Origin of the sequence: Variovorax boronicumulans NBRC 103145, from assembly GCF_001591345.1 — a bacterium.
Classification (GTDB): Bacteria; Pseudomonadota; Gammaproteobacteria; order Burkholderiales; family Burkholderiaceae_C; genus Variovorax; species Variovorax boronicumulans.
The window spans coordinates 1-4,578 of sequence record NZ_BCUS01000217.1 but is presented as its reverse complement, the minus strand read 5'-3'; the positions used below and the strand labels follow the sequence as shown (position 1 = coordinate 4,578).

The window sequence follows — 4,578 nt, the reverse complement described above, 5'->3', positions numbered from 1 at the left end:
CGCAGGCGCCGCGGCATAGGCCGTGCCCGCGTCGCGGCGCCAGGCGCCGGTGCGGATGTCCTCGTTGGTGATGCGCTCGATCTCCACCGGCGCCACGCCGCGCAGCAGGTCGAGCTTCAGCGCCGCCGTGTAGCTCAGGTCGATCACGCGGCCGTCCACGAAGGGGCCACGGTCGTTCACGCGCACGATCACCTCGCGGCCGTTGGCCGGGTTGCGCACGCGCACATAGCTCGGCAGCGGCAGCGTCTTGTGCGCGGCCGTCATGGCGTACATGTCGTAGGGCTCGCCGCTCGCGGTCGAGGCTGCATGGAACTTGCGGCCGTACCACGAGGCGATGCCCGATTCGCGGAAGGGCCGGTCGTCGGTGATCGGCACGTAGCCCCGGCCCAGCACCGTGTACGGCTTGCTGGTGCCGCCGCTGCTGCGGATCGCCTCGACGCGGGGTTCGGCGTCGGGCACGCGGTCGAGGTCCGAGGGGATGTTGCTGCCGGGGCCGTCGCGGCCACTGGCGACGCCGCCACCACTGCTGCGCGGTCCGCTGGCGCAGCCGGCCAGCACGAGCGCGGCGGCCAGGGCGCAGGCCGTCAGCGCGCGGGAGGCGAGGGCGCGGTCAGCCAAAGACCGCCTTCCACAAGGCCAGCATGGCGTCGCGCTCGGCGCTCAGGGCGGGCGGCGTGACCTGCGTGGGCTCTTCGTTCAGGCGTGCGGTGTGCTGCACGCGGCGCAGCTCGCGGTAGGCGGTGGCAGCGTTGCGGCCCACGCCTTCGGGCAGCAGGCCGGCTTGCTCGGCGCGCAGCAGCAGCGCGATGTTGCCCAGGTTGGGAATCAGCTCGGGGTGCGCGCCCGAGGCCGACAGCACCAGGAACTGCACCGCGAACTCGGCATCGACCATGCCGCCGGGGCTGTGCTTCACGTCGAAGCGGTCGGCCTTCACGGGGCGGGCGCCGCGCAGCTTGTTGCGCATGCCGATGATCTCGGCCTTCAGCGACTCACGGTCGCGCGGGGCCACCAGCACGGCCTCGCGCACCTGGTCGAAACGCGCGCCCAGTTCGGCGCCGTGGTCGGCGCTGCCCAGCACGAAGCGCGCGCGCGTCATGGCCTGGTGCTCCCAGGTCCAGGCGGTGTTGCTGCCGCGACCGAGCTGGTACTTTTCGTAGGCCTCGAAGCTGGTGGTGAGCAGGCCCGAGTTGCCGTTGGGGCGCAGCGCGGTGTCGATCTCGAACAGGTCGCCCTCGCGCGTCTTCACCGTGAGCCAGTTGATGAGCTTGCGCACGTAGGCCGCATAGACCTCGCCGGCGCGCTCGTCGTCGTCGTCGTAGACGAACACGATGTCCAGGTCGCTGCCGTAGCCCAGCTCTTTGCCGCCCAGTTTTCCGTAGCCGATGATCGCGAACTGCGGCACCTCGCGGTGCCGGTTGCGCACATGCGGCCAGCACCAGCGCGCGGTCACGCGCAGCGTGGTGTCGGCCAGCGCGCTCAGGTCGTCGGCCACCTGCTCGACGGTGATGCGGCCGTCCACGTCGCGTGCCAGCGTGCGGAACACCTCGGCGTGGTGGGCGTGGCGCAGCAGGTTCAAGAGGCGCTCTTCGTCGGCTTCGCCGGTGCGGGTGAGCGAGGTGTGGCGCGCTTCGAGCTCGCGCTCGAATTCGTCGGCGATGAAGCGGCCCGAGAGCATCTCGTCGCTCGCGAGTTCGTCGATCACGCCCGGGTGCTGCATGAGGTAGCGCGCGGGCCACTTCGCGGCGCCCAGCAGGCGCAGCAGGCGCTCCTGCACGGCGGGGCGCTCGACCAGCAGCGCCAGGTAGCTCTCACGGCGCATCAGCGGCTCGATCCAGTCGGCCCAGCGCATGGCGGCATCGACGTGGCGCGGCGTCTGTCCCGCGCCCTCGCCGTCGGGCTCCTTCAGCCACTGGCCAGTGCGTTGCACCAGCTGGCGCAGGCGGCCCCGGGTTTCTTCGCGCAGGGCGAGCACGCGTGGCGTTTCGCACCAGTCGCGGATGCGCTCGGCGAACACGGGCGGCAGGTCGTCGAGCAGGTCGGCCAGGTCGGCGGGCGCGGCGGCCTTCTTGCCGTTGCACTTGCCGTTGCAGGGCTTCTCGCCGCCCAGCAGCTTGTCGAACTCCTGGGCCACGAACTCGCGGTGCGTGTCGAGCTGTTCGAGGAAGGGGCAGCAGTCGGCATAACCCATCGACTGCGCGATCCAGCGCAGGTCGTCGTCGTTGACCGGCAGCACGTGGGTCTGCTGGTCGTCCAGGTACTGGATGCGGTGCTCCACGCGGCGCAGGAACTCATAGGCCGCGGCCAGCGTGTCGGCCGTGTCCTGCGGCATGAGGTTGGCGCGTGCCAGCCGCTGCAGCGCGTCGAGCGTGGGGCGCGTGCGCAGCTCGGGGAACTGGCCGCCGCGTACCACCTGCAGCAGCTGCACGGTGAATTCGATTTCGCGGATGCCGCCGCGCGAGAGCTTCACGTCGTTGGCGCGCTCGGGGCGTCCGGCGCTGCGGCGCGCCGACTGTTCGCGGATCTGGCGGTGCAGGATGCGCAGCGAGTCGAACACGCTGTAGTCGAGATAACGGCGGAACACGAAGGGCAGCACCACGTTGCGCAGCGCCTGGGCCTGGCCGCCGAGCACCACGGCGCGCGGTGCGACCACGCGGCTCTTCATCCAGGCAAAGCGCTCCCACTCGCGGCCCTGCACCTGGAAATACTCTTCGAGGGCGTCGAGCGAGACCACGCTCGGCCCCGAGTTGCCGTTGGGCCGCAGCGCCAGGTCGACGCGAAACACGAAGCCGTGCTCGGTCACGTCGCCCACCAGCGCATAGATGCGCTTCACGGCCCGCGCGAAGTACTCCTGGTTGGACAGCTTGCCGCGCCCGTCGGCATCGCCGGCCGTGTCGCCGTCGACGTCGTACAGGTAGATGAGGTCGATGTCGCTGGACACGTTGAGCTCGCGCGCGCCGAGCTTGCCCATGCCGATCACCCACAGCTGCGAGCGCTGGCCTTCGGGGCCGAGCGGCGCGCCGTGCTGGGCGTCAAGTTCATGGCAGGCGTCCTGGCAGGCGATGTCCAGGGCCAGTTCGGCCAGCTCGGTCACGGCCGTGGTCACCACCGCGAGCGGGGCCTGCTGGTCACAGTCGAGTGTGACCAGACGTTCCATCGTGAGCTGGCGCACGATGCGCAATGCATCGCCCACGGCCACGCCGCGTGCGCGCAGGGCGTCGTAGGCGACGGTCATCGATTCGCGCCGGGGCTCGCCGGGCGGCAGCAATTCGAGCTCGGCCGCATAGCGGCGGCGCAGCCGCTGGACGAATCGGGAACTGGAAGAAAACGCGGGAGGCGTCGGATTGGATGGCAACTGATTCACACTGGTGTGGGTTGGCGCGGAACCCGGCTCAAGGCTGGCGGTCATAATTCCCGACACAGCGCGATCCTCAATGAACGACACGGCGTCTTCCCCTTCACGTCTGCTCCAAATCACCGCTGTGACAGCGCGCTGGCTATTGGGTCTGCTCTTCGCTGCGTGGCTTCTGCTGGCACTGTCAGTCGTGGTCCTGCACGCGTGGATTGTGCCGCGAATCGGCGATTTTCGCGGTGCACTCGAGGCGCAGGCTAGCAAGGCCATCGGTGTCCCGGTGCGCATCGGCGCCATCACCGCCCGTTCCGAAGGGCTATTTCCGGCCTTCGAATTGCGCGACGTGGTGCTGCAGGACGCAGACCAGCGCGAGGCCCTTCGCCTCGTGCGGGTGGTGGCGAGCGTGTCGCCGCGGTCGCTGTGGCGCCTGAATTTCGAGCAGCTCTACATCGAGGGCCCGCAGCTCGACGTGCGCCGCGACACTCAGGGAAAACTCCATGTGGCTGGATTGCACATGGAGACCGACACGACCGGAGAAACCCGCGCCGCCGACTGGTTTTTCGCGCAGCGCGAGTTCGTCATCGAAGGCGGCACCGTGCGCTGGACCGACGAGCAGCGCCGCGCCGAACCATTGCTGCTGACCGACGTGCGCTTCGTGTCCCGCAACGGCGCGCGCCGCCACGGCCTGCGGCTGGATGCCACGCCGCCGGCCGGCTGGGGCGAGCGCTTCACGCTGCGCGGCCAGTTCCGCCAGCCGCTGCTGTCGATCCGCAGCGGCCACTGGCAGACCTGGGACGGCCAGCTCTATGCCGACCTGCCCTACATCGACGTCACGCGCCTGGGCCAGTACGTCTCGCTCGACGCGCGCATCCGCGAAGGCAACGGCGCGCTGCGCCTGTGGGCCGACGTGGACGATGGGCGCATCGTCGGCGGCGCGGCCGACCTGGGCCTGAACCGCATCGACGCCTCGCTCGGCAAGGGGCTGCAGCCGCTGGTGCTGCGCGCCGTCACCGGCCGGCTGGCGGGGCAGATGAACGCGGACACCTTCGAGTTCTCGACCACCGCGCTGCAGTTCGACACCGTCGACGGCCTGCGCTGGCCGGGCGGCAACCTGTGGCTGCAGCACACGCCCGCCAAGGGCCGCACGCCCGAGCACGGCGCGCTGAAGGCCGACCGGCTCGACCTCGCGGCGCTGGCGCTCATCGCCGACCGCCTGCCGCTGGGCGAGG

Annotated in this window: 3 protein-coding genes; 1 reads left to right on the top strand and 2 read right to left on the bottom strand. The window is 70.4% G+C overall.

The genetic code is table 11. The features are described from left to right. Both VBO01S_RS30830 and glnE read right to left on the bottom strand, forming a co-directional pair. Positions 1–618 (bottom strand): septal ring lytic transglycosylase RlpA family protein (locus VBO01S_RS30830; protein ID WP_157627535.1); only part of this gene is annotated, 618 nt, incomplete at its 3' end. Next, the gene (glnE, locus tag VBO01S_RS30825) at positions 611–3,406 is read right to left on the bottom strand and encodes a bifunctional [glutamate--ammonia ligase]-adenylyl-L-tyrosine phosphorylase/[glutamate--ammonia-ligase] adenylyltransferase (protein ID WP_062482858.1); all 2,796 of its coding nucleotides are present in this window, start codon (positions 3,404–3,406) and stop codon (positions 611–613) included. The genes glnE and VBO01S_RS30830, both read right to left, overlap by 8 nt. Positions 3,407–3,431: 25 nt before the next feature. Between glnE and VBO01S_RS30820 the strand changes: the two genes are divergently transcribed. Beyond that, positions 3,432–4,578 (top strand): YhdP family protein (locus VBO01S_RS30820; RefSeq protein WP_370682171.1); only part of this gene is annotated, 1,147 nt, incomplete at its 3' end.